We start from the raw sequence: 21,671 nt of genomic DNA on the forward strand, positions 1-21,671 counted from the left end.
ATTGGTCATGGCACTTCCCCTTCCACGGGAATCGGTGATCGCAACGTCACCACCGTGCCATGGCCGCTCGCCCCTCAGAGCAAGCCCCGTTCTCTCTCCAAAACTTTTTGCAGAACCTTCAGCACACTATCGCCGGATCTGCGATGGAGAGAAGCGTCGACCGCATCCAGGCGGGAGCTTGGACCGCGGTAGATGCGAGCGTCTTTTTGTCGTTGGGAGAAAGATGAGGTGCCGCGATCTGTGCAAGCTCGGCCGCGCGCGCCGGCCCAATATGACGAAGCGCCTGGACGACGGTCCCGGCCAAGCTGCCCGGAGCAATCAAATGCTTATCCGCCCGCGTGGTCGTTGCCACCGTGCGCGGCGATGAACATGGCGACGGCCGACCGGCAATAGGATTCGATTTCGTTGTCGTCCTCTGCTCTCGCCTCATCGAAGCGTGCGATAATCAGGAGATCGGATCCTTTGAAAAGCGCGGCAAACAAGCGGGCGGACCGGAGAGGATCGGGCACGTTCAGAACCGCCTTCGCGTGCAGCTGGCGCAACAGGGCCTCGATTTGGGCGATGACATGGGCGGGGCCGGCTTCGTAATGGAGCTTGCTTAACGACTTTTGATTCGTCTTGTCGGCCATGACCATGGCTTCGACACTGCGGACGTCTGATCTCAACAGCGTGCGAAGCAGTGATGATCCCACCGCCATGAGCTGATCGTCGACCGAACCGTCGACGCCTTCAAGAAGGGCCTGTGGTGCAAACAACTGATGGCAGCCGGCCGCGATGGCCGCGCTGAACAGCGCCTCCTTGTTCTCGAAGTGCCGATAGATGCTGAGCTTGGATATCTTCGCCCGCTGGGCGACCTTGTCCAATGTCGTCGCTTGAAAACCCAATTCCACAAAGAGTTCGCACGCGGCGTCGAGTATCGTTTGGCCAAGCGCCTGGTTGGCGGGCCGGCCGCGCCGGCCCTGGCTGTTTACGGTCACGACAATTACAATCCTTGACAGTATCCTAATTCTTGAATTACGATACCACGCAGTTTCAGAAATATGCAAGCCAAAGGTTGGATTTTACCCTGTCCTCCAAATCAAGTTTCCCCGGGCCGCCCGGAGATATCGAATGCGGCATCGTCCGGCCGGTCAACACAGTGATGGGGGACTGTCTCGGCGATGCCGGAGCCCTGCTCGCTGCCCGTCTTGAGCGCGTATCGCTGGACGCTATTTCGCGACACGCCCAGCCCACACCCCTCCAACCGTAACACGGAGCCCATCACTATGGATGACGTCATCATCATCGGCGGCAGCTTTGCCGGTCTCGCCGGCGCCCTGCAGCTCGGCCGTGCCCGCCGCAAGGTCACCGTTCTCGATACCGGCCTGCCGCGCAACCGCTTCGCCGGCCACTCGCATGGTCTGCTCGGCCACGATCACAAGCCACCGCTGGACATCCTGGCCGAAGCGCGGCAGCAGCTGGCGCGCTATCCCACGATCAGGCTGGTCAATGCCCGAGCCGACAGGGTCTCCGGCGCCATCGACGATTTCTCCGTCCTCACTGGCGATGGCGAAAGCCTTGGGGCGCGGCGACTGATCCTGAGCTATGGCGTTGCCGACCAGATGCCTGATGTCCCGGGCTTTGCCGAGGGCTGGGGCACGTCCATCGTACCCTGCCCCTATTGCGATGGCTTTGAAGTCGCCGGCCAGCATTGGGGCCTGGTCTGGTCCGGCCCGCCGTCGCACAATTATGTCAGGCTGTACCACGACTGGACCGACACGTTGACGGTCTTCGCTGATGGTCACGACATTGCACCCGATATCCGGGCCGATCTGGCGCGCCGCAACATACCTGTCGTCGATGGCCGGATCACCGAGATCGCCCATCACGGGGGCCATATCGCCACCGTCAATCTCGATACCGGCCGCAATGTCGCGGTCGACATCCTGTTCGCCCATCCGCGCAACAAGCCGTCCGCAAGCCTGCATGAATCACTGGGCCTCGCCACGGTCGATACGCCCCTCGGCATCGCCCTCAAGGTCGACGAGCGCCGCGAAACTAGCATTCCCGGCATCTACGCCGCCGGCGACCTCGCCAACCCCCTCATGGCCTCGGTCACCCTGGCAACATCGCATGGCGCGACGGCGGGTATCTCCGCCCAGCAGTCGATGCTGGTTTGAGAGCACAGATTCCCTTCTCCGGTTGCCGCGGGCTATCATATTCTGAAGGTTGCGGGCCGGTGCCACGGAACGCGGGGCCCCTCTCCCCTGAGGGGCGTCTTTGGCCGGTCAGCCGTCTCGAAGGGGCAGTTGAGCAAAACGATTCCTAGGCTCAGGCCGGTCCGCAAACGGTCCCAAAAAGACCCACAGGCCTTCCACAGGTTATTCAACCTCCCCCGGCCCCCTCCGGGAAGAAGTTCAGCAAGTGGAGGGCGCGACATTGCACCTTGAACCGTGCTGTCGCGTCCTCGGAGCGGGTGGGTCTTGAGGTGTCCAGTTTATGCTGCCGGGAGTGTCCAGTTTGCACTGCCAGCGGTATCCAGTTCACCTACAAACGGAGAGGGATGGCGCTTGGATGACGCTGCCGCGGCGGGTCGCGTTGTGGCGCGCTGTGCTATGAAAGTTAGTGACGGTACTTTCTTGGTTCGCTGTGAAGCCCACCTGAGTTGCCCAAAGTGGGTCGGGAAAAGGCGATCGACTTCGATAGATGCCGAAACCGCACAAAAAATTTTCGTGCTATTTTTCCATCTGAAATCAAGACTGTAACGTTTTGGCGGCCCATGGGTCGGCTTCTTGCGCGGCAACGAATAAAAAAACTAGCTTATCAATGGCCTAACTAGATTTGCAACAATCGAGTAGGAATGAGCTCAAATTCGGTCCGACGGACGTTAGGGTGTCGGGTGGGTTGTGATCAGGCGGGAACGTACGTCACTCTGATCGCGTCCTCGCCAACCCGGTCGCTGGCCACGAGACGCAGCGGCGGCCGCGGGCCGGCGAAGAATGGCTTGCCGCGACCAAGCACGATGGGACGGAAGTAGAGCCGGTACTCATCGACAAGGCCAAGCTCGGTCAGACTACCCGCAAGCTCCGGTCCGGCGACTTCGATCTCGCCCTCGTGTTCGGCTTTAAGCGCCCTAACGAACCCTTTGAGATCGTCGTCCACCAGCGTCGCGTTCGGCCCGACCGACTTCAGGGTGCGAGAGACGACCCATTTCGGCTGCGCCCGCCAGGCCGCCGCAAAGTCGCGCCCGACCTGGTCCTGTCCTGGCTGACCCTCGTCCCAATAGCGCATTACCTCGTACATGCGCCGGCCGTAGAGGCTGCCGGCGATCCCGCGCACATGGGCATTGAAGTGGCGATGGAGCGCCTCGCCCGGCATCGGCAGCCCGGGCCCGCCCTCGGCGCCAGCGACATAGCCGTCGAGCGACTGCATCATTCCGAACACAAGCTTCGCCATGCACAGGCTCCTATCGATCGACGACGATCCGAAGGGATCGCATTCATTTATACCTCGCCCTTACTTCGTCGGTTCGTTGGCTGCACACATTCTCTGACCTGTTCACGTTGGCCGGTAAATCTGCGCCACCGCGGCCCCCGGAAAGGCTTTCGAGCTCACCAGCTTGAGAGACATCGGCGCGGCGAGTTCGGAGAACAGCGGCAGGCCTTTGCCCAGCGCCACGGGGCCACCATCAGGGCGAGCTGGTCGACCAGTCCTTGGGCGACGAGACTGCGGGCGAAGCTCACTCCGCCGTGGGCGATGATCGGCTTGCCCTCTTGGGCTTTCAACTTCGCGACTTCCTCCGCCAAGTCACCGCTCGCCACATAGGCCTCCGCCCAACTTTCACCACCGGGCTGCAATTTCGCCGGCTGGTTGCGGCTGAGGCAACTGCCGTCCGCCAGGTGGCGAGAGGCATGTGAGACGAAGCCGGTGCACGCCGACTGATTTGATTTCCCAAGACCGGATACGGGTCTTTCCGTAACGGCGCCAATCAGCTTATCGATTTTTCTCGGCCTGGTTCTCCTTTCGTCGCACCGAGGCGGGTAAGCAGATTGAGCGTGATCCTGCCGACATCGTTCATGGCGCCTGCGGCTGGCAGCGCGCCGCACCAGGCAACCGAGCTTGCGGAAAAGATCAAGCCGCCTGCTGCGAGCTTTCGCAGGGTCATTTCGGCGCAGCGGCGGGCGATGCGTTGCTTATCCCCGCCCTCGTACCAGCGCGTCGGATCCTGGAAGAAGCTGTCGGGAAATCCCGTCGCCCGCGCGATCACGACGGTGTCAGCGGAAGTGCCGAGGGCTGGATACGTCGCATCCAGTTCGTAGCCCGCGGCACCGCCCAGCACCATGCCGTCGGTGCCGAAGGTCGCATTTTCAACGCCTTCGAACAGCCATGCGCATCCTGCTTCATGGCTTTCCTCAGTGCGCGTGAAGGGGCGTGCGCCATCGAAACCCATCAATGAGATTGCACCGCCGATCAGCGAGAATTCGCCTCGGCCGCGGCAGCGGAGATAGCCGCCTGGTTCGTTGGTGATCGACAGCGCCTGTTCGGCGACAGGGCCGTCCCAGGTGCGGCCGGCCTCCAGCGGCGAGCGCCGCAACTCCATCAGGTCGTCCTTGAAAGCCACAGTGGCAGCAAAGCCGTTTCCGCCGAGATAGGCGATGCTGCCGCCTTCGGCTACAAACTGCCGCAGCGCCTGCTCCATCTCGATCGACATATATTCGGGATGACTGCCGGTGACGACGGCTTGATGTCGACGCAAACCGTCTATGCCGCATTCGTGCAAATCGTGATCGGTCATGACGTCAAACACGATTCCATTGTCGTGGCAGAATCGGAGGAAATGCAGATCGACCGGCAAATTGTGTGGGCAGCCGCAGAGCGGATAATCGTAATCGTCCCTGAGCGTCACTTTCGGCTTTTTGTAGGAGCAGATGGAAACACCGCTAAGGTCGGAATGGTAGTCGTAAAGGGATTTCAGATTGTTGGCGATCGCGAAGCGATGTCCCCGGTCGTCGCCTTTCCATTCATAAAGATGATCCGGGAGATATTCGTCCGCATAAGCGAGATAGGTGGCCGTCGGCACGAGATACAACAGCGGCGACGAAACCTGTGAAGAGGTGACGAAGAACACCACGCGTTCGTAGCCACCCTCCCATTCGGCCTGGAACGCGTAGACGCCTGGGTGTGCGTTTTCGGGGATCGTCACGCGGTGCGAGACCGGCCACTCAAGCGGGCCGATGTCGTCGTCGTGGCAATGGATAGCGTCGTAGTGCGACGGCACCAAGCGAGGCTCGAAGCTCGATCCGTCCCAGCGTGCCGAAGTCACGCAGAAGGCTGGCTGATTGATCACGTCGAGGAGCAACGGATCTGCTCCGCCCGACGTCAGGATCGCCTGCGTTGGTAACAGCGTCGGGAAATCCCAGGCAACAGTCCCCTGTGGGGTGTCGAGCCGGATCGCAGCAAATTTCGCGTTGAGGGTAGGTTCGTGGTTGGTGGCGCTTGCGCCGAAATGGATGCCTTGCGCCTGGAGGTTCCGCGCCGGGCCGCCAAAACCTTCATGGAGTTCGTAAGGCGCGAGACGGTCATGGGATTTGATGCGCAGACGCGATTGATCCTGCCGCAGATCCAACTCGACGGTGAGCCACACACCAGTTGGCGCCTTCTTCTCGACAAAGGTTTCGTCACCGATTTCCACGACAAATGCGCCGTCGTCGCGGAGGCGCAGCCCGAGGGCGCCTGCTTCCAGGATCGTGCGCGCACCTTCGTTGCGCGTGAGGAACAGCTCGAAACGAATGCCGTGGACGGCTTGTACTTTGGCCAGTTCGCCGGCTCGCACGAACAGGAACGACCCCTGGTCGAAATGCCGATGCCGTGCTTCACCTATCGTTTCGATGGGCCAGGCGAGAAATTCTGGAGCCGGCTTGTCGAGCCGGCAAATTCGTGTGGCCTTTATCGGCCGATCGCATGACAGGCTGAGGTTGATCCGCTGGCCTGCTTTGGCACTCCAGGGGGTGGTATAGCCGACCACGCTCATCGCCTCGTGGTCTACTGCGCGCTTCATCTATCCCCTCCCGATGAACTCCAGATGGGCTGGGGCGAACCGCGTAGACCGGTCCGATGTCGGTCAATGCGCTGCCGCTCTGACAAGCAAAGTTCCGCATGGCGCACTACAGCCATGATGTACATGCTTGTATAGATAAGCTGCATTCGGATAGTCTCGACGCGATCGGTCCAAGCGCGACATTACCAAGGAGGATGACATGCGCAACGCATCTCTCTTCGATCTGTCAGGCAGGAAGGCGCTTGTAACCGGCGCAAGCCGTGGCATCGGGCGCAGCATCGCCGAGGCGCTCAGCGCGGCCGGCGCCGACGTCGCGGTCGCGGCGCGCAGCGTGGCCTCGCTCGAGAAGACGATGGCCGCCATCCGCACCGCCGGCGGGGTCGCGCACGCCGTCGCCCTGGATGTCACCGATGTCGACCGCTGCCGGGCGGCGACAGCCGAGGCCGGCAGCCTGCTCGGAGGTCTCGATATTCTCGTCAACAATGCGGGGGTGGAAGAGGTCCGGCCTTCACTCGATGTCGACGAGGCCTTGTGGGACCGGATTGTCGATACGAATCTCAAAGGCGCCTTCTTCTGCGCCCAAGCCGCCGCGCGGCAGATGAGAGACGCCGGGCGGCCCGGCGTCATTATCAATCTCTGCTCGCTGACCTCCGAGGTTGGGGTTCCCACGGCGGTGCCGTACGGCTCGTCGAAATCAGGCCTCCTCGGCATGACGCGGGCGCTTGCTGCAGAGTGGGCCGATCTCGGGATCCGGGTCAACGCCATTGCGCCTGGCTATTTCAGAACAGCGATGACAGACGTGTTCTACAGCAACGAGGCATGGCAGCAATCGATGCTCGCCAAGATTCCGCAGCGCCGTTTTGGTGATCTCTCGGACCTGCACGGAATCGCGGTGTTCCTCGCTTCGGATGCGGCAGCCTACATAACCGGCCAGTCCATTCCCGTGGATGGAGGCTTTCTCGCATCGATTTGAAGGCTTCAGGGGCCGGAGACGTGTCCCAGAAGTGATCGACAAGCGCTAATCGTAATTGCGTTCTAACAAAAGGAGCCGCCATGTCTGACGTCAGCTTCCACCGCCTGTCATCCCTCAGTGTCGATCAGCGGGCCAGTTTACTGAAACGCGCCGAAGGAGATCTGTCTTCCTTCATCGAAAAGGTCCGTCCAATCATCCAGGCCGTCAAGGATGAAGGTGACGCGGCACTGCTCCGGTTTGCACGCGAACTCGACAAAGCCGATGTTGCCGACGGTGGACTGAAAGTTTCGGAAGCGGAGTTCGACGCGGCATTCGACAAGGTCGACAAGGACGTCGTGGAGAGTATCCGGTTCGGCATTGAGAACATCCGGCATTTCCACGAGGAGCAGCGCCCGGAAACGATGTGGCTCAAGGAAGTTCGGCCGGGCGCCTATGCGGGCGACCGATACACACCGATTGCTTCCGTTGCGCTTTATGTTCCGCGCGGCAAAGGCGCCTTTCCCTCGGTGACGATGATGACTTCGGTTCCGGCGGTGATTGCCGGGGTTCCCCAGATCGCGATCGTGACGCCTGCGACTTCGGATGGTTCCGTCGACGCCGCGACGCTGGTTGCTGCCCGCATCGCCGGCGTGGAGACCGTGTACAAGTGCGGCGGCGCCCATGCGGTCGCCGCCGTCGCCTATGGGACCGAGACTGTGAAGCCTGCCGTCAAGATCGTCGGGCCGGGGAGCCCCTGGGTGGTGGCGGCAAAGAGCGTGTTGTCCCCGATCATCAACACAGGTCTCCCCGCCGGTCCTTCCGAAGCGATCATTTTTGCCGATCACAGCGTCGACGGCGGCCTGGCTGCTCTTGACCTGTTGATCGAGGCCGAGCACGGGCCGGATTCCTCGGCCTACCTGGTGACGCACAGCCGCAAGGTCGCCGAAGCCGCATTGATTGCGATACCGGAACATTGGTCCCGGATGAGCGAACAGCGTGTGGAGTTCTCGCGCGCGGTGCTGACTGGAAGGCGCGGCGGCATCGTGCTGACCGAGTCGCTGGAGGACAGCTACCGGTTCATCAACGACTATGCGCCGGAGCACCTCGAGATTCTGTCAGCGGAGCCATTTGCGCATCTCGGACGTATCACGGAAGCTGCCGAGATCCTCATGGGTCCGCATACGCCGGTGACCCTCGCCAACTTCGTCCTGGGACCCAATGCGGTGCTGCCGACCAGCCGGTGGGCGCGAACCTTTGGACCGCTTTCCGTGACGGATTTCGTCAAGAGATCGTCGGTCGGCTATGTGACCTCGGCGGCCTATCCGGAACTCGCCCTGCATGCCCGCAGGCTCGCCCGCTACGAAGGATTCAGCTCGCATGAGAACGCGGTTTCGGAGATCCGCGATCGCTATCTCGCCGGCTGAGCGGAAACGATGACGATGAGGGCGGCGCGGCTCCATGGACCCGGCGACCTGCGCGTCGAGGATATCGCCGCGCCAGGCGCTCCCGAGCCAGGCTGGGTGAAGCTGAGGGTCGATGCCGCAGGCATTTGCGGTTCCGATCTCCACAACTTCCGCACGGGCCAATGGATAAGCCGATCGCCTTCCACGGCCGGCCATGAGCTGACAGGCACGGTGATTGCCATCGGCGAGGGCGTGGGTACCGTCGGTGTTGGCGACCGAGTGGTCGCCGATTCCCGTTTCTGGTGCGGAGAATGCGCGCAATGCCATGCAGGCAAGCGGCATCTTTGCACGTCGCTGGGCTTTGTCGGCGAGATATGCGACGGCGGATTTGCCGAACAGGCGGTCCTGCCCGCACGCCTCCTGCACATCGTCGATGCCGTGCTTGACGAACGGGTCGCGGCGATGGCCGAGCCGCTGGCTGTAGCGTTGCACGCAGTGCGGCGTCTGCCGAAAACGGCCGGTTCCGTTCTTGTCGTCGGCTGCGGGACCATTGGCGGGCTTGCCGCACTGCTGCTTTCCCGGACATTCGCAGGTACCGTGCTCGTCGCCGACCGCAATCAGGGCCGCTGCGCCCGCGTGGCGCGGGTCACCGGCGCCAGCATCGTCGATTTGAACCGGAACGCCATCGCCGCCGCCACCGCGGATGCCCCCTTGCTCGCTGCCGTCGAAGCGACCGGCAGCATCGCAGCACTCGGCCAGTTGCTCGGCGTTCTCGACGCCGGCGGCACCGTTGCGATGGTCGGCATATTCCACGGCCGCCTCGATATCGATCCCAACATCTTGGTTGAACGCGAAATCGCATTGCTGGGATGCCACGCCTTTGCCGATGAGCTTCCCGACGCCATCCGGATGCTCGGCGAATTGACCGAGCCCATGGTCGAACTGATCGACCGGGAGATCGGCCTGGATGATGTTCCCGCAGCCTATAAGCGGTTGTTGGCGGGACAGGGCGATGGCTTGAAAACAATCATCCGGATGCGGTCTGCCGGGCGCGTGTGATTTCCGAACCTTGCCGGAAAGGATTTTTGTAATGATCACTTTGCCCGACACCGCCAGCCCTCTTTACGAGAAGGTCAAGGACTACATCCTGACGAATATCGGAACGGGGCGATGGAGCAAGGACCGCAAGCTGCCGTCCGAAAATGAATTCGTGGCGACACTCGGCGTGTCTCGGATGACGGTCCATCGTGCCTTGCGGGAGTTGACCTCTGCGGGTTTTCTGATCCGGCTCCAGGGCGTCGGCACATTCATCGCGCCGCCTCGACCGCAATCCGCACTGATCGAGATCAACAACATCGCGGCGGAAATTGTCGCGCGGGGAAACAGGCATCGCTCCGAGGTTATCGTCCTCGAAAAGATCACGCCGACAAAGGAGCTCGCGCTTTCGTTTGAGTTTGCAAAGCGCGTGTCGGTCTATCATTCCATCGTCGTCAACTTCGAGAACGACCTGCCTGTGCAACTGGAAGAGCGCTTCGTCAACCCGGGCCTGATACCCGACTATGACAAGCAGGATTTTTCCAAGACAGCGACCTACGACTACCTCATGCAGAAAACCCCCGTGACGGAGGTCGAGCACATCATCTCGGCGACCCCTGCCGATGCCGAGACGGCGCGGTATCTGGGCATCGACGTCGGCAGCTGCTGCCTGTTTCTGCATCGCCGGACATGGACGGGCGCCGTCGTTGCCACGATCAGCAAGCTGACTTACGTTGGCAGCCGCTACTCGCTTGGCAGTCGATATTCTCCATCCAAAAAAACCTGATCGCAGTGAAGCGAATCAGAGTCGGAAGGAGGGGGGCTAACTTGTATATGCATGTATGTATTTAGCCTTGACATCCGCTGTTGCTGACGTTGAAGTGTCGTCGCACTTTCGTTGAACGGACAGCTAAGATGCCGAGGCACGGTGCCGCAAGAGCAGAAGCCCGCATTCTCACCAGGCCGGATGTTTGGTTCAAAAAAGCGGCCTGATCATCAAGGGGAACAAGATGATGCGTAACCTAGCAGGACAATTTCGGGCACTCGTTATGGCTGCTGCCGTCGGGTTTGCCCCGGCGGTCTACGCGGCCGACACGACAATTCCGGCGACGCCTGAGGCAGGAACATTCAAGATAGGCATCGAGCCATGGCTTGGCTACGGCCAGTGGCACGTCGCCGAAGCCAAGGGTCTGTTCAAGGCAAACGGGCTGTCCGACGTGCAGATCGTGAACTTCGCCGAGGACAAGGACATCAACGCCGCCCTGGCGAGCGGCCAGCTCGATGCCGCCAACATCGCGACCCACACGGCTATGGGCATGGTTGCGGCCGGCCTGCCGGTGAAGATCGTGCTTCTGCTCGACGTCAGCATGACGGCGGACGCCATGATCGCCGGCAAGGACATCGCCTCCGTCGCCGACCTCAAGGGCAAACAGGTGGCTTTCGAGGAAGGCACGACGAGCGACATCCTGCTCAAATACGCGCTCGCCAAGAACGGCATGTCCATCGCCGATGTCCAGCCGGTTCCAATGCCGGCGGCGGATGCCGGCAGTGCGTTGATCGCCGGCCAGGTCCCGGTCGCGGTTACCTATGAGCCCTATCTCACCGCGGCCAGGGCACAGAACAAGGACGTCAAGCTGCTCTTCACCGCAGGCGAAGATCCCGGCCTGATCAGTGACGTGTTGGTGGTGCGCGATGAGGTGATCAAGTCGCGTCCCGGCCAGGTGCTTGCCATGATCAAAACCTGGGATGCGGCCCTGAAGGCTTACAATGCCGACACGCCCGACGGCCGGGCGATCATCTCCAAGGCGGTTGGTTCGAGCGTCGAAGACCTCAACACCGCCTTTGATGGCGTGCGTTACTATACTCTCGCCGAAAACAAGGATGCGCTGACGGGCGAATTTTCCACCAAGACATTCGCCGATGTCGAGGCAGCCGCCAAGAACGCCGGGCTGCTTCAGGCGGACGTGACGCCGGAGCAGATGATCGACCCGTCATTCGTCAAGGCCGCGAAATGACGAGGGCCGGCTCGCGGTGGTGACGCAAATGTCCGAGCAGCGTGCGACCAAGCCAAGCCCGTCTCACGCAGCGCCGGGGCCGGTGATCAAACAGCCGATGCGCCGTCGCCGATCCTCCGGGTTCGGCGCGCCCATCGCACGCTCGCGCTTCCTGATGATAGCAGTGGCGGTTTTTGCCGGCCTCGGTCTCGCCTGGTGGGCGGCAACGGGGCTGGGGCTGGTAAGGCCGATTTTCCTGCCCTCGCCGGGGAGCGTGGTGACCCAGCTCGGCAAGCTCTCGGGTGACGGCACGCTGTGGCTGGATCTCAGGACCTCGATATACCGCATTTCTGTTGGCTTCCTCATCGCCTCGGCATTGGCGATTCCGATTGGCGTGCTGATCGGCAGCTTCAGGACTTGGGAAGCGGCGATCGAGCCGCTTGTGGATTTCATCCGCTACATGCCGGTGGTCGCTTTCGTGCCCCTCTCCATCCTGTGGTCGGGGACCGGCGATGCCCAGAAGTTCCTGATCATCTTCATCGGCACCTTCTTTCAGCAGGTGCTGATGATCATGGACAATGTGAAGCGGGTTCCCGCTGATTTCATCGGCCTTGGCAGGACGCTCGGCCTGCCGGATCGCAGGATCCTGACGCGCATCGTGGTTCCCAGCGCCTTGCCAGGCATCTGGGATACGTTGCGCATCAGTCTCGGCTGGGCATGGACCTGGCTGGTGTTGGCAGAACTTGTCGCGGCGACATCAGGGCTCGGCTACCGCATCACCGTGTCCCAGCGTTATTTCCAGACAAACACCATCATCGGCTACATCCTGCTGCTGGGCGTGCTTGGCCTCATTACCGACCAGGTCATGAAGGCACTGGGAAAAGTGCTGTTCCGGCAGGAGGGCCACGTGCAATGAGGCCGGGCCGATGAGTTTGCCCAAATTGGGGATCAAAGGTCTCCACAAGAGCTTCGGCACGGGCGCGCGGCGCACGGAAGTGCTGCGCGATATCAATCTCGATCTTGCCGACAACGAGTTCGTCTCGCTGGTAGGCACGTCGGGTTGCGGCAAGAGCACGCTGCTGTCGATCGTTGCCGGACTGCAGGATTTCGACGCGGGAGATCTTGCCATCGATGGCGCGCCGATCCTGCAGCCGGGCCTCGACCGCGGCGTCGTCTTCCAGTCCTACACCCTGCTTCCCTGGCTGACGGCGCAGCAGAACATCGAGTTCGCGCTCAAGGCCGCGGGTCATGATCGCGCGACCTGCCGCAGGATAGCACGCGAGCATCTCGATCTGGTCAAGCTCCCGCACAGCGCCAATCGTTATCCGTCTGAGCTTTCGGGCGGCATGAAGCAACGGGTGGCCATAGCGCGTGCTCTTTCGTATCGACCCAAAATGCTTCTGATGGACGAGCCCTTTGGCGCGCTCGATGCCTTGACCAGGCATCAGATGCAGGAACTCCTGACGCAGATCTGGGAGGAGCACAGGCTCACCGTGCTCTTCGTCACCCATGATGTGGAAGAAGCCGTCTACCTTTCGGACCGCATCGTCGTGATGGGGATCGGCCCAGGACGCATCATGCAGACCTTCAATGTCGACATCGAGCGCCCGCGCCGGGAAGAGGTCATGGAAACCCCGGCCTTCATGGATTTGCAGCGCAGCGTGCACAAGGCGATCCGCGAGGCCTCAAAACGTCCCGAAATGGTTTAGGCGAGCCACTCAATTACTTACAATCGGCGACCAGCGTTGCGCCCAATCTCGATATCGCGCCATCGCAATTCCTGACTAGAGGAGCCGCGATCGGCGGCTTTCTCCTCAACCTCGAAAAAAATTTGCAGGACAATGTCGATTTCCTAAACTCCGTTCGTCGTTTCGATGCCGGCCGGTGAGTCCGGCTCAACAAGGAGACAGACGATGCGTGTGATGGTGCTCGTGAAGGCTACCGAGGACAGCGAAAAGGGCTTTGTCCCCACGCCCGAGGCGAAGGAGGCGATGGAGGCGATGGGCAGGTTTAACGACGAGCTGCGCAATGCCGGCATCTTGCTCGACGCCGATGGCCTCAAGCCCTCCTCGCAGGGCAAGCGCGTTGCTTTCGATGGTCCCCGCCGGACGGTCATCGACGGGCCTTTCGCCGAGACCCGCGAACTGGTCGCCGGCTTTTGGCTCTGGGAAGTCAAGGACATGGACGAGGCGGTCGCCTGGGTGAAGCGCTGCCCCAATCCCATGCCGGGACCGAGCGAGATTGAAATCCGGCCGCTGTACGAGATGGCTGATTGGCAATGGGAATCTGACGCCGGAGGTCACGGAAATCCATGACCGGACGCGCGAGAAGCTCAGCGGCAACTGAACCTGTCGGCCGCAACCTGCTTTGCCTTCGTTATGGCTTTGGCCGATAAGGCAGCATGACGGCAGGCGAGACGCAGCAGGCGATCGAGGCGATTTTTCGCATTGAACGGGCCCGGCTCATCGCGGGCCTGGCCCGCCTCGTGCGCAATGTCGATCTTGCAGAGGAACTGGTGCAGGACGCCCTCGTCATAGCCCTATCCGAATGGTCCAGGACCGGCGTTCCGGCCAATCCTGGCGCTTGGCTGATGACAGTCGCCAAACACCGCGCCATCGATGCGATCCGTCGCGACAAGATGCGCGAGCGCAAGCATGAGGAGATCGCGCGGGAGCTGGACGGCGAGTGCGACGGTACGGCCGAGGGAAACGAAATGGCCATGAACAACGATCTTGGCGACGAACTGCTGGGCCTCATCTTCACAGCCTGCCACCCCATACTTTCGGCCGACGCCCGCGCGGCCCTCACGCTGCGTGTCATCGGCGGCCTGACGACGGACGAGATCGCCCGTGCTTTCCTGTCGAGCGAGGTGACGATCGCCCAGCGCATCGTCCGCGCAAAGCGGACGATCGGAAAGGCCAGGCTCAGCTTCGAGGTGCCGCGCGGCGCCGAGCGTGCGGCGCGTCTGTCCTCGGTGCTGGAGGTCATCTATCTCATCTTCAATGAAGGCTATGCCGCCACGGCAGGCGACGACCTTGTCCGGCCGAGCCTGTGCCTGGAGGCACAACGGCTCGGCCGCATGCTGGCGGGGTTGATGGCCGAGGATGCCGAGGTGTTCGGCCTGCTGGCTCTGATGGAAATCCAGGCATCGCGCCTGCCGGCACGCATCGGGCCGGACGGCGCCCTCTTGACCCTGACCGAGCAAAACCGCGCGCGCTGGGACCAGCTGCTGATCCGCCGAGGCCTTGACGCGCTGGCCCATGCCGAAGCCCTCGGGGGCGATGGCCCCTATGTGTTGCAGGCCGCGCTTGCAGCCTGTCACGCGCGGGCGCGCAGTCCGGCCGACACCGACTGGCCCCGCATCGCAGCGCTCTACGACCGGCTGCGTGCAGTGATGCCCTCGCCGGTGGTCGATCTCAATCGAGCGGTCGCCCACAGCATGGCCTTCGGGCCCGAAGCGGGCCTGCGGCTGGTAGACGAGATTGCCGACGCCGCCGCCTTGCGCAATTATGCGCCATTGCCGGCGGCGAGGGGCGATTTTCTGTTTCGGGCCGGCCGGCTGGCCGAGGCCCGCGCCGAATTCGAGGCTGCGGCCAAGCTCACCCGCAACGTGCGCGAGGCGGCCTTTCTCCTCGCCCGCGCAGACGCTTGTGGTTGACAGCATCGCTCTCCGTGCCCGACGCGCCGCTCGGCAACATCGAAAGCCGCCAGTTCGCTCCCGGCCAGCTCCCTTCAATGAGCGTGATCAGCTCGCAACGCGAAAGGGATTAACGATGCGCAAGCCTTCGTCGAGCGCCATTCCGTGCTGCATGTCCTCTGACCAGAGTGTATCGCAGCCAGCGTGAACCGCCGCGGAGGCGATCATCGCTTCATAGGTGGAAAGGCCGTACCGCTCGGCGAGCCTCAATCGGTTTATTCATTTTGGAGGAGAGGGCCTCGATCATGCCAGCAACTGCGTCGGCACGCCGAGAATCGGTCCTGCCTCGGCGAGTCGCTGGTCGAGGGTCCACACCGTGGCGCCATGCTCCGATGCCGTCGCGAGGTGCAGGGCGTCGCCAGCACGAAGCCCGAGCATATGCTGATCGGCGAATTTCGCGGCGACCCGAAAATGCCCGCCCGTCACCGGCAGCACGGTGAAGCTCTCAGCGACAAGCCTATTGAACATCGCGAGCGCTGCCGCGCGTTGCTCCAGGTCGATCTGTCCGGTCCGAAGCTTGATCGCCATGGCGGAGGACATCTCGGTGATGGTCCAGCCGCTGATCACAAGTTGCGCTGGGTCCTGCTCCGCCAGCCAGCCCTGAACGCGCGCGGTCACGGCTTCGTTGGATAGCGCCGCGATGATCAGCGAAGTATCGAGATAGGACGTCAATAGCGATCGCCATCTCGCATCGATCGCACCAGATCGGCGGCAGCCTGAGCCTGCAGAGACATGGTTGCGGTCAGGGATTGGAGCAGGACGGCGTCGATCCGTTTGCGAGGGCGGGCCACGGCCGTGAGCCTGGCGACCGGCTTGCCACGCCGGGTTATGTCGATCGAGTCTCCAGCTTCAACCCGGTCGACGAGCTCACTCAGATGTGCCTTGGCGTCCGCCAGATTGACTGCATCCATGTCACGCTCCTGACCATGTAGATGGTCATGTAGCGCATAACGCGTGACAATTCCAGTGCAGAGCACGGCGAATAAGCAACTGGCTGCGTGAGCGAAGCAGGTGACCTGCAACGAGAATTATGCCGCTTCCCGCTTGACTCACACATATCCCGGCGGTTATACATCGATCAATAGCCGAAGAGTTATCGATCCCAATGCCAAACGCTCACGATGTACTCTTCAGAACGCTTGCCGATCCGACTCGGCGCGCTATTTTTGAGCGGCTGTGTCGCGAAGGAGCGCAGACGGTCGGGGCTCTGACGGCTCAGGCCGGAATTTCGCAACCGGCCGTGTCAAAACATCTCGGCGTTTTGAGGCAGGCCGGGCTCGTGCGCGACCGCCATGCAGGGCGACAGACCCATTATAGCGCGCAGCTTGCTGCGCTTGCCCCCCTGATCGACTGGACAAGCCAGATGACCGGGTTCTGGCAGAGCCGGTTCGACGACCTCGAAGACCTGCTCAAAAGGATGGACCAGTGAACCGAACGTCGACCGAAACGCTCTCCGTCGTTGTTGAACGGGAAATCGCTTATCCGCCCGAGAAGATCTGGCGCGCGCTCACGCAACCACACTTGATCGAGGAGTGGCTCATGAAAAATGACTTCAAACCTGTCGCGGACCACCGTTTCAATCTTCACGCAGACTGGGGCGCTGTCGAATGTCAGGTGCAGACGGTCGAGCCGAACAGAACACTGACTTACACGTGGGATACCAAGGATCTCAAGAGTGTCGTCTCCTGGACCCTCACCCCCACGAGCACCGGAGCCCGCTTGCGCATGGAACAGTCGGGCTTCCGGCCGGATCAGCAGCCTTACTTCCGGGGTGCCAAAGTCGGCTGGCCGAGGTTCTTTGACGATCTGGAGCAGGTTCTGGCGCGGACGGACTGAGATCCGCTGGGCTATCCAGGCGAGGGCTCTGTTACAGAGCGACATCACGAGGCGATAATGGAGGCAAGCCAATGAAGATCAAGTTGGCCAAAGTATACGTGGACGACCAGGAAAAGGCACTGGGCTTTTACACCGAAACGCTCGGCTTTACCAAGAAGGCCGATTTCAGCAATGGGCCGTTTCGCTGGCTGACCGTCGCATCACCCGACGAGCCGGACAGTGCCGAGCTGCAACTCGCGCTCAATGACAACCCCGCTGCAAAGACCTACCAGCAAGCCATTTTCCAGCAGGGCCAGCCCGCGGTCATGTTCTTCACCGATAACGTCAAGGGCGACTACGAGCGCATCAAAGCGCGCGGCGCCGAGTTCACGATGCCGCCGACCGAAGTAACCGGCTCGACCATCGCCCAGCTGAACGACAACTGCGGCAATCTCGTTCAAATCACCCAACTGGCGCGCTGGTAAAGCATGCGTTCAGTGGCGTGGCTGCCCGGCGGGAGTCGCCAAACGGGCTGCCCGATCCGCTTCGGTTCGTCTTCAGAGGAGGTCTCAATGGATTGGAACAAATGGGTTCGGCAGATCCACCGCTGGCTGTCGATCATCTTTGCGGCGGTCGTCGCCGCCATCTTCATCAGCCTGGGAGTAGGCAAGGAACCCGCCTACTGGGTATACCTCTTGCCGCTGTTTCCACTCTGCTTGCTCCTGCTTACCGGACTGTACATGTTCGTGCTGCCTTACGCTCCCAAGTGGCGCAACGCAGGGGGCACCGGCGCATTGGAGTGACCGCATGGCCAACAAGACGTCCATCAAGTCAGCGGCGGTCGCGAAGAAGCCCGCCGCCAAGCCTGCAGCCGCCAAGCCGGTCCTCCTCGCAGGCGGCAACCCGCAGATCCCGAAGGGTGATGGTGACGCTCCTGTGCAGGCCTACATCGCGGCCATGCCGGGCTGGAAACGCGACGTCGGCCGCCGCCTCGACGCACTCATCGAGCGCAACGTTCCCAACCTGCGCAAGGCCGTCAAATGGAACTCGCCCTTCTATGGCGTAGAGGGTCAAGGCTGGTTCCTCAACTTCCATTGCTTCACAAAGTACATCAAGCTGGCTTTCTTCCGCGGCACGTCGCTGCATCCTTTCCCTCCAGGCGAGTCCAAGCACAAGGACGTGCGCTACCTCGACATCCGCGAGGACGACCAGCTCGACGAAGCTCAACTCACCGACTGGGTAAAGCAAGCCAGCCAGTTGCCTGGCGAGCGAATGTGAGTGGAATGCCAGTCATTCCCGCAAACCCGGTGCCGACTAGCGGTATTCATGTGACGGGCGAGCGGCAACAACCCTAGGGAAAGCGACAATGGTGATGAAGAGTGGCTCTATGGAAGGAAATGCAGAGAGCTCCCCCTCGCAGCTGATAGATGCGAGGATCAGTGAGCTGGGCGATTGGCGAGGCAAGACGCTTTCCCATGTCCGCGCTCTCGTCAAGCAGGCTGACCCGGAAGTGGTCGAGGAGTGGAAGTGGCGAGGCGTTCCGGTGTGGTCGCACGCCGGAATAATCTGCACCGGCGAGACCTACAAGAACGTCGTGAAGGTGACCTTCGCAGAGGGCGCCGCCCTGCAGGATCCTTCAGGCCTGTTCAACTCCAGCCTCGAAGGCAACACCAGGCGCGCCATCGATATCCGTGAGGGCGAAGACATAGATGAGAATGCGTTCAAGGCGCTGATACGCGCTGCTGCCGCCCTGAACACGGCCCGATAGTCAGCTCCGGCCGATATGGTCGGCTAGCGGGCCGAGAGCGGCGAGCAAAGCTTCGCCGGTGGCTTGCGTCGCGTTCTCATGCGGCGCGCGCAGGTTCAGCCAGCGTCTGTCGCCGGACCGTACCGCCAGCACTGCCTTCATCGCGGAGATGAGGCCGGCGTCCTGGATGATTTTGCGGAACGCCTTGATGGCGGCATCCGCGTCAGTAATGTCCTCTCCCGCCAGCGCTGCGTCGTAGAGGGCCCGGATCGCTGCGGCATTCAGATTGACCGTCGCCGAGATGCAGCCCGCAGCACCGTTGGCGAGGCCTTTCGTCAGCTGTGCTTCCGAACTCGGGAACACCGCGACCCCTGGAGCTGCCGCAATGACCGCCACGGTGTTGTTCCAATCGCCGGCGCTGTCCTTGTAAGCCACCACGACATCCGGAAACGCTTGGCTCAAGCGGGCGGTCAGCGCCGGGCTCACCGGTACGCCGGAATTCTGCGGGATGTGGTAGAGGATCATCCTCATCGCCGGGTTCGCCACCCGTTCGATCAGCTCGCCATAGTAGCGGGCCTGTCCGTTGTCGCCGGCGGCCGTATAGAAGAACGACGGCAGCACCATCACCCCGGCACAGCCGAGCCCGACGGCATGCGCCGTCAGCTCGACGGTCTCGGCAAGTGCTGTGACACCGGTGCCGGGCATCAGATGGCTTGGCGAAATGCCGGCCTCGACCAGCCACTCCAGCGCTTGCATGCGCTCGCGCAACGAGACGGACAACGCCTCGCCCGTGGTGCCGAACGGCGACAGGAAATGCGCTCCCTGATCCAGCACCCACTTGGCGTGTGATATCCAGAGGTCGCGGGCAATGCGGCCGTCGTTTTCGAACGGCGTCAGGATCGGTGCGATGGTTCCTTGTGGGCGGATCATGTGCGTCCTTCTACGGGTGAAAATCTGTGCTGTGCTCAAAGCCGGCATCAGAAATGTCGAGCAAGCTACATGAGGCAGTGTTGCTGAGTACCGGCCGTTCGAACTCGAAATCAAGCCGCTCGCGCATAGGCGCGCGATTGTGATCGGGCGGCGGTTCTGAGGCTCTCGAGGTATATCCTTGTCACGGGATAACCTCGTCCGGCCGAAAGGGGGGTGACAAACGAGTTCTGCTGTTTCATCAATGCCGCCTTTTGAGGAGAAGCCCATGCGCAGCATCGGCGTCGGCATTATCGGCTGCGGCAACATTTCGGATGCCTATCTGAAGGCATCGCCACAATTCCCGGTGCTCGACATTGTCGGCGTCGCCGACGTCAACCGGACGGCGGCCGAGGCCAAGGCAGCGACCTACGCCCTGGCTGCCATGCCGGTCGACGCGCTGTTGGCCGATCCGCGCGTCGAGATCGTGCTCAACCTGACGACGCCGCAGCATCATGTGCCGGTCGGCCTGCAGGCTGTCGGGCAAGGCAAGCACGTCTATTCCGAGAAGCCGCTGGCAACGACGCTCAGCGACGCCGAGCGGCTGGTCGCGGCCGCGCGCGAAAAGGGCGTGCGCGTCGGCTGTGCACCCGACACCTTTCTTGGCGGCTCCCACCAAACGGCGCGGCGGCTGGTCGATAAGGATACGGTCGGGACCATTGTCGCCGGCTCTGCCTTCATGCAGGTGCCCGGCCACGAGCTCTGGCATCCCAATCCGGATTTCTACTATCAGCCCGGCGGCGGGCCGATGCTCGACATGGGACCGTACTACCTGACCTGCCTGGTCAATCTCCTGGGTCCGGTAAAATCCGTGACCGGGCAGGCGAAGTCATCCTACGCCACCCGCATCATCGGTTCTGGACCGCGCCAGGGCGAGACCATCCGGGTCGAGGTGCCGACCCATATTTCCGGCCTGCTCGCATTCGAGAATGGCGCCGCGGTCTCGATCACCACCAGCTTCGACGTCTGGAAGCATGAACACAATCACATCGAACTTTACGGAACCACGGGCTCGATGATCGTCTCCGATCCCAACCAGTTCCAGGGCGACATCAGGACCAGCCAGTGCAAGGGCGACTGGACGGTGGCCGATCAGATCCATTCCTATGGCGACGGCAATTACCGGGGCCTCGGCCTTGCCGACATGGCGCAGGCGATCGTCTCGGGCAGGCAACACCGCGCCAGTCTCGATCTTTCCCTCCATGTCCTGGAAATCATGGAATCGATCATCTCTTCAGCAGAGATAGGCCAGCGTATCGACCTGAGATATGGCTGCGCCCGGCCGGCGCCGATGCAGGCCGACCTGCCTTTCGGAATTCTGGAATAGGGAATAATGCGATGAGCAAGACGGCACTGATTTTCTGGGGCGGCTGGGAAGGTCACACCCCGGCCCGGAGCGCCGAAATCGTCAAGGAGATGCTGGCCGGCAACGGCTTCGACGTGCAGCTGGAGCAGGGGACTTCGGCGCTTGCCGATCCGCAGCTGGGCATGCTCGATCTCATTGTCCCGGTGATCACCATGTCGACGATCGAAAAGCCGGAGCTGCAAAACCTGACCAGCGCCGTCAGGGCCGGCACCGGCCTTGCGGGCTTTCACGGCACCATGTGCGACAGCTTCCGCAACGAGCCGGAATACCAGTTCATGACCGGCGGCCAGTGGGTCGCCCATCCCGGCAACATCATCGACTATCACGTCGACATCACCAGGCCAGACGATCCGGTCATGCAGGGCATCGACGGCTTCGCCTACCGTTCAGAGCAGTATTACATGCATGTCGATCCGACCAACGAGGTGCTGGCGACGACTACTTTCACCGGCGAGCATCTCGATTTCATCGCCGGCGTCGTCATGCCGGTCGTCTGGAAGCGCCGCTACGGCAAGGGCCGCGTCTTCTACAGCGCGCTCGGCCACACCGCCGACGAGTTCGCCGTGCCGCAAATGCGCACGATGTTCGAACGCGGCGCGATTTGGGCCAGCCGAAACTCGGACCTTGCATAGCCGTTCAATCTGAACGCCACGTACCGT

Annotated in this window: 24 protein-coding genes and 2 pseudogenes; 18 read left to right on the forward strand and 8 right to left on the reverse strand. The window is 62.0% G+C overall.

The window, feature by feature from the left end; all coding sequences use genetic code 11:
- Positions 1–118: 118 nt before the first annotated feature.
- Together NKH67_RS07865 and NKH67_RS07870 are read right to left on the reverse strand one after the other, a co-directional pair.
- Positions 119–331: pseudogene (locus tag NKH67_RS07865) on the reverse strand (hypothetical protein); the annotation flags it as partial.
- A complete protein-coding gene (locus NKH67_RS07870) occupies positions 327–977 on the reverse strand; it encodes a TetR/AcrR family transcriptional regulator (protein ID WP_353030485.1) in 651 nt (216 codons plus the stop codon). The gene NKH67_RS07870 and the pseudogene NKH67_RS07865, both read right to left, overlap by 5 nt.
- 288 nt (positions 978–1,265) lie before the next feature.
- On the opposite strand from NKH67_RS07870, the gene NKH67_RS07875 reads away from it, so the two are divergent.
- Entirely contained in the window at positions 1,266–2,159 is an 894-nt protein-coding gene (locus NKH67_RS07875; RefSeq protein ID WP_352502133.1) for an NAD(P)/FAD-dependent oxidoreductase, read from the forward strand.
- A gap of 730 nt (positions 2,160–2,889) precedes the next feature.
- On the opposite strand, the gene NKH67_RS07880 is transcribed toward NKH67_RS07875, so the two are convergent.
- The 3 genes and pseudogenes from NKH67_RS07880 to NKH67_RS07890 form a co-directional block, all read right to left on the reverse strand.
- Positions 2,890–3,435 (reverse strand): dihydrofolate reductase family protein, encoded by a 546-nt coding sequence (locus NKH67_RS07880; protein ID WP_352502134.1) that lies wholly within the window; start codon positions 3,433–3,435, stop codon positions 2,890–2,892.
- 281 nt (positions 3,436–3,716) lie between these two features.
- Positions 3,717–4,085, reverse strand: a pseudogene (locus NKH67_RS07885) (hypothetical protein); the annotation flags it as partial.
- Positions 3,968–6,037, reverse strand: a complete 2,070-nt coding sequence (locus tag NKH67_RS07890; protein ID WP_353030487.1) for a N,N-dimethylformamidase beta subunit family domain-containing protein — start codon at positions 6,035–6,037, stop codon at positions 3,968–3,970. The gene NKH67_RS07890 and the pseudogene NKH67_RS07885, both read right to left, overlap by 118 nt.
- Before the next feature lie 199 nt (positions 6,038–6,236).
- Here NKH67_RS07890 and NKH67_RS07895 point away from each other — a divergent pair, with 199 nt between their 5' ends.
- The 9 genes from NKH67_RS07895 (at position 6,237) to NKH67_RS07935 (ending at position 15,079) form a co-directional block, all read left to right on the forward strand.
- Complete coding sequence (locus NKH67_RS07895) at positions 6,237–7,010, forward strand: SDR family NAD(P)-dependent oxidoreductase (protein WP_352473450.1); 774 nt, start codon at positions 6,237–6,239, stop codon at positions 7,008–7,010.
- 80 nt (positions 7,011–7,090) lie between these two features.
- A complete protein-coding gene (gene hisD / locus NKH67_RS07900) occupies positions 7,091–8,413 on the forward strand; it encodes a histidinol dehydrogenase (RefSeq protein ID WP_352612040.1) in 1,323 nt (440 codons plus the stop codon).
- Positions 8,414–8,428: 15 nt separating this feature from the next.
- Positions 8,429–9,451 (forward strand): zinc-dependent alcohol dehydrogenase, encoded by a 1,023-nt coding sequence (locus tag NKH67_RS07905; RefSeq protein ID WP_353030707.1) that lies wholly within the window; start codon positions 8,429–8,431, stop codon positions 9,449–9,451.
- A 31-nt stretch (positions 9,452–9,482) separates the two neighbouring features.
- Entirely contained in the window at positions 9,483–10,214 is a 732-nt protein-coding gene (gene hutC / locus NKH67_RS07910) for a histidine utilization transcriptional repressor HutC (RefSeq protein WP_352502138.1), read from the forward strand.
- A 226-nt stretch (positions 10,215–10,440) separates the two neighbouring features.
- Entirely contained in the window at positions 10,441–11,442 is a 1,002-nt protein-coding gene (locus NKH67_RS07915; RefSeq protein WP_502893732.1) for an ABC transporter substrate-binding protein, read from the forward strand.
- A 97-nt stretch (positions 11,443–11,539) separates the two neighbouring features.
- Complete coding sequence (locus NKH67_RS07920; protein ID WP_353030709.1) at positions 11,540–12,337, forward strand: ABC transporter permease; 798 nt, start codon at positions 11,540–11,542, stop codon at positions 12,335–12,337.
- A gap of 10 nt (positions 12,338–12,347) precedes the next feature.
- Complete coding sequence (locus tag NKH67_RS07925; protein ID WP_023676185.1) at positions 12,348–13,130, forward strand: ABC transporter ATP-binding protein; 783 nt, start codon at positions 12,348–12,350, stop codon at positions 13,128–13,130.
- A 204-nt stretch (positions 13,131–13,334) separates the two neighbouring features.
- Entirely contained in the window at positions 13,335–13,736 is a 402-nt protein-coding gene (locus tag NKH67_RS07930; RefSeq protein ID WP_051406115.1) for a YciI family protein, read from the forward strand.
- Positions 13,737–13,822: 86 nt separating this feature from the next.
- The gene (locus NKH67_RS07935) at positions 13,823–15,079 is read left to right on the forward strand and encodes an RNA polymerase sigma factor (RefSeq protein ID WP_353030489.1); all 1,257 of its coding nucleotides are present in this window, start codon (positions 13,823–13,825) and stop codon (positions 15,077–15,079) included.
- Positions 15,080–15,361: 282 nt separating this feature from the next.
- Here NKH67_RS07935 and NKH67_RS07940 read toward each other — a convergent pair whose 3' ends face one another.
- Together NKH67_RS07940 and NKH67_RS07945 are read right to left on the reverse strand one after the other, a co-directional pair.
- The gene (locus NKH67_RS07940; RefSeq protein WP_352680914.1) at positions 15,362–15,790 is read right to left on the reverse strand and encodes a type II toxin-antitoxin system VapC family toxin; all 429 of its coding nucleotides are present in this window, start codon (positions 15,788–15,790) and stop codon (positions 15,362–15,364) included.
- Complete coding sequence (locus tag NKH67_RS07945; protein WP_352680916.1) at positions 15,787–16,029, reverse strand: type II toxin-antitoxin system Phd/YefM family antitoxin; 243 nt, start codon at positions 16,027–16,029, stop codon at positions 15,787–15,789. Before NKH67_RS07945 ends, NKH67_RS07940 begins: the two co-directional genes overlap by 4 nt.
- A 194-nt stretch (positions 16,030–16,223) precedes the next feature.
- Between NKH67_RS07945 and NKH67_RS07950 the strand changes: the two genes are divergently transcribed.
- From NKH67_RS07950 to NKH67_RS07975, 6 genes are all read left to right on the forward strand, one after another.
- Positions 16,224–16,547 carry an ArsR/SmtB family transcription factor gene (locus tag NKH67_RS07950; RefSeq protein ID WP_353030492.1) on the forward strand — a complete coding sequence of 108 codons (324 nt, stop codon included), beginning with the start codon at positions 16,224–16,226 and terminating at the stop codon, positions 16,545–16,547.
- Complete coding sequence (locus tag NKH67_RS07955) at positions 16,544–16,954, forward strand: SRPBCC family protein (RefSeq protein WP_352473443.1); 411 nt, start codon at positions 16,544–16,546, stop codon at positions 16,952–16,954. Before NKH67_RS07950 ends, NKH67_RS07955 begins: the two co-directional genes overlap by 4 nt.
- Before the next feature lie 71 nt (positions 16,955–17,025).
- A complete protein-coding gene (locus NKH67_RS07960) occupies positions 17,026–17,418 on the forward strand; it encodes a VOC family protein (protein WP_352502145.1) in 393 nt (130 codons plus the stop codon).
- An 87-nt stretch (positions 17,419–17,505) separates the two neighbouring features.
- Positions 17,506–17,736 carry a hypothetical protein gene (locus NKH67_RS07965; RefSeq protein WP_352612050.1) on the forward strand — a complete coding sequence of 77 codons (231 nt, stop codon included), beginning with the start codon at positions 17,506–17,508 and terminating at the stop codon, positions 17,734–17,736.
- 4 nt (positions 17,737–17,740) lie between these two features.
- Positions 17,741–18,211, forward strand: a complete 471-nt coding sequence (locus tag NKH67_RS07970) for a DUF1801 domain-containing protein (RefSeq protein ID WP_352569221.1) — start codon at positions 17,741–17,743, stop codon at positions 18,209–18,211.
- 109 nt (positions 18,212–18,320) lie between these two features.
- Positions 18,321–18,701: a DUF1801 domain-containing protein gene (locus NKH67_RS07975; protein WP_353030494.1), complete on the forward strand. Its 381-nt coding sequence runs from the start codon at positions 18,321–18,323 to the stop codon at positions 18,699–18,701.
- Here NKH67_RS07975 and NKH67_RS07980 read toward each other — a convergent pair whose 3' ends face one another.
- On the reverse strand, positions 18,702–19,610 hold the full coding sequence (locus tag NKH67_RS07980; protein WP_352473438.1) for a dihydrodipicolinate synthase family protein: 909 nt from the start codon (positions 19,608–19,610) through the stop codon (positions 18,702–18,704).
- Positions 19,611–19,875: 265 nt separating this feature from the next.
- Between NKH67_RS07980 and NKH67_RS07985 the strand changes: the two genes are divergently transcribed.
- Both NKH67_RS07985 and NKH67_RS07990 read left to right on the forward strand, forming a co-directional pair.
- Positions 19,876–20,973: a Gfo/Idh/MocA family protein gene (locus NKH67_RS07985; RefSeq protein WP_353030496.1), complete on the forward strand. Its 1,098-nt coding sequence runs from the start codon at positions 19,876–19,878 to the stop codon at positions 20,971–20,973.
- An 11-nt stretch (positions 20,974–20,984) separates the two neighbouring features.
- The gene (locus NKH67_RS07990) at positions 20,985–21,644 is read left to right on the forward strand and encodes a ThuA domain-containing protein (protein ID WP_352473436.1); all 660 of its coding nucleotides are present in this window, start codon (positions 20,985–20,987) and stop codon (positions 21,642–21,644) included.
- The last annotated feature ends 27 nt before the right edge of the window (positions 21,645–21,671 follow it).

Source organism: Mesorhizobium sp. M0968 (genome assembly GCF_040319065.1).
In the GTDB taxonomy this organism is placed as follows: domain Bacteria; phylum Pseudomonadota; class Alphaproteobacteria; order Rhizobiales; family Rhizobiaceae; genus Mesorhizobium.

Coding starts and splice junctions, on each gene's coding strand:
- NKH67_RS07875 (WP_352502133.1), top strand. CDS start 1,266: ATGGATGACGTCATCATCATCGGCGGCAGCTTTGCCGGTCTCGCCGGC.
- NKH67_RS07880 (WP_352502134.1), bottom strand. CDS start 3,435: ATGGCGAAGCTTGTGTTCGGAATGATGCAGTCGCTCGACGGCTATGTC.
- NKH67_RS07890 (WP_353030487.1), bottom strand. CDS start 6,037: ATGAAGCGCGCAGTAGACCACGAGGCGATGAGCGTGGTCGGCTATACC.
- NKH67_RS07895 (WP_352473450.1), top strand. CDS start 6,237: ATGCGCAACGCATCTCTCTTCGATCTGTCAGGCAGGAAGGCGCTTGTA.
- hisD (WP_352612040.1), top strand. CDS start 7,091: ATGTCTGACGTCAGCTTCCACCGCCTGTCATCCCTCAGTGTCGATCAG.
- NKH67_RS07905 (WP_353030707.1), top strand. CDS start 8,429: ATGAGGGCGGCGCGGCTCCATGGACCCGGCGACCTGCGCGTCGAGGAT.
- hutC (WP_352502138.1), top strand. CDS start 9,483: ATGATCACTTTGCCCGACACCGCCAGCCCTCTTTACGAGAAGGTCAAG.
- NKH67_RS07915 (WP_502893732.1), top strand. CDS start 10,441: ATGCGTAACCTAGCAGGACAATTTCGGGCACTCGTTATGGCTGCTGCC.
- NKH67_RS07920 (WP_353030709.1), top strand. CDS start 11,540: ATGCGCCGTCGCCGATCCTCCGGGTTCGGCGCGCCCATCGCACGCTCG.
- NKH67_RS07925 (WP_023676185.1), top strand. CDS start 12,348: ATGAGTTTGCCCAAATTGGGGATCAAAGGTCTCCACAAGAGCTTCGGC.
- NKH67_RS07930 (WP_051406115.1), top strand. CDS start 13,335: ATGCGTGTGATGGTGCTCGTGAAGGCTACCGAGGACAGCGAAAAGGGC.
- NKH67_RS07935 (WP_353030489.1), top strand. CDS start 13,823: ATGACGGCAGGCGAGACGCAGCAGGCGATCGAGGCGATTTTTCGCATT.
- NKH67_RS07945 (WP_352680916.1), bottom strand. CDS start 16,029: ATGGATGCAGTCAATCTGGCGGACGCCAAGGCACATCTGAGTGAGCTC.
- NKH67_RS07950 (WP_353030492.1), top strand. CDS start 16,224: ATGCCAAACGCTCACGATGTACTCTTCAGAACGCTTGCCGATCCGACT.
- NKH67_RS07960 (WP_352502145.1), top strand. CDS start 17,026: ATGAAGATCAAGTTGGCCAAAGTATACGTGGACGACCAGGAAAAGGCA.
- NKH67_RS07965 (WP_352612050.1), top strand. CDS start 17,506: ATGGATTGGAACAAATGGGTTCGGCAGATCCACCGCTGGCTGTCGATC.
- NKH67_RS07970 (WP_352569221.1), top strand. CDS start 17,741: ATGGCCAACAAGACGTCCATCAAGTCAGCGGCGGTCGCGAAGAAGCCC.
- NKH67_RS07975 (WP_353030494.1), top strand. CDS start 18,321: ATGGAAGGAAATGCAGAGAGCTCCCCCTCGCAGCTGATAGATGCGAGG.
- NKH67_RS07980 (WP_352473438.1), bottom strand. CDS start 19,610: ATGATCCGCCCACAAGGAACCATCGCACCGATCCTGACGCCGTTCGAA.
- NKH67_RS07985 (WP_353030496.1), top strand. CDS start 19,876: ATGCGCAGCATCGGCGTCGGCATTATCGGCTGCGGCAACATTTCGGAT.
- NKH67_RS07990 (WP_352473436.1), top strand. CDS start 20,985: ATGAGCAAGACGGCACTGATTTTCTGGGGCGGCTGGGAAGGTCACACC.